Genomic DNA, 1,321 nt, shown 5'->3' on the forward strand with positions numbered 1-1,321 from the left:
GCCAGGAGGACGGCTTCGATCTCGCCGAGCTCGATGCGGAAGCCACGGAGCTTGACCTGATCGTCGAGGCGGCCCAGGAACTCCAGCGTGCCGTCCGGCAGCCACCGCACCCGATCCCCCGTCCGATACAGCCGGCCCCCCTTGGACGTGGGAAGGGACCCGAACGGATCCGGCACGAACCTCTCCGCCGTCAGACCAGGACGCCCCCAATACCCACGAGCCAGGCCCGGCCCACCCACGAACAGCTCCCCCGCGACCCCCACAGGGACCGGCGCCATCACCTCGTCCAAGACGTACAGCCGGGCGTTGCCGATGGGACCACCCAGGGACGGCGGCACTGAGACGTTCAGGGCGGGCACGGCGTCCACGGCGGGCACGGCGCCCGAGGTGACCGCCACGGAGGCTTCCGTCGGCCCGTAGTTGTTGATCAGCGTGAACGGCAGGCCGGCCGGCGGATGGCGGCGCAGGGCGGCGCCTCCGGTGAGCAGCACCCGCAGCGCGCATTCAGCGGGCCAGTCGAGCCGGAGGGCCTGCTCGGCCATCGGCGTCGGCAGGAACGCCATCGTCACGCCCTGATCGACAAGCCACCGCTGGAGCGGCTCGGCCGAGAGCCGCACGTCCTCGGGAGGCAGGCAGACCCGCCCCCCGGCCGCCAGATAGGGCCACAGCTCCCAGGTCGCGGCGTCGAACCCGAGCCCGGCCACGAGGCTGGCCCGGTCCGCCGGCGTCACGCCGAACGTCTCACAGTGCCAGTGGACCAGGTTGACGATCCCGCGATGGGGAAGCGCCACGGCCTTCGGCTTGCCCGTCGAGCCGGAGGTGTAGATGAGGTACGCGAGGTTGTCCGGGTGGACGCTCACCGAGGGCGCGGTCTCGGCGGCGGCCGTCAGCTCCGCCCGGACCTCCGGGTCGTCGAGCACGAGCATTCCCGGGTGGTACGGCAGGCTCGGCGCCAGCTCGCTCGTGGTCACCACGACGGTGGGAGCCGCGTCGGCGAACATGAAGGACAGGCGAGCGTGCGGAAGGCCCGGGTCGATCGGCACGTACGCCGCGCCGGCCTTCAGCGCGGCGAACTGCGCCACGGGCAGGCCCAGGTCTCGGGGCAGGCATACCGCTACGAGATGGTCCACGCCGACACCTCGGGCCTGGAGGAGGTTGGCCAGCCGGTTGGCACGCCGGTCCAGCTCGGCGTAGGTCAGCGGCCCGTCCCCGGCCGAGACCGCCACCACGTCCGGTGTGGCCCGCACCTGCGCGGCGACCAACTCGTGCAGCAACTCCGGACCCGCATAGCGCCGGTCGGTGGCGTTCCAGCCGGCCAGCC

At 72.7% G+C, this 1,321-nt stretch carries 1 protein-coding gene; it reads right to left on the minus strand.

What is annotated here, in order from left to right:
• On the minus strand, positions 1–1,321 hold a 1,321-nt coding region (locus N5079_RS34960; RefSeq protein ID WP_261588514.1), incomplete at both ends, for a non-ribosomal peptide synthetase.

Origin of the sequence: Planotetraspora sp. A-T 1434, from assembly GCF_025420585.1 — a bacterium.
In the GTDB taxonomy this organism is placed as follows: Bacteria; Actinomycetota; Actinomycetes; order Streptosporangiales; family Streptosporangiaceae; genus JAOEGB01.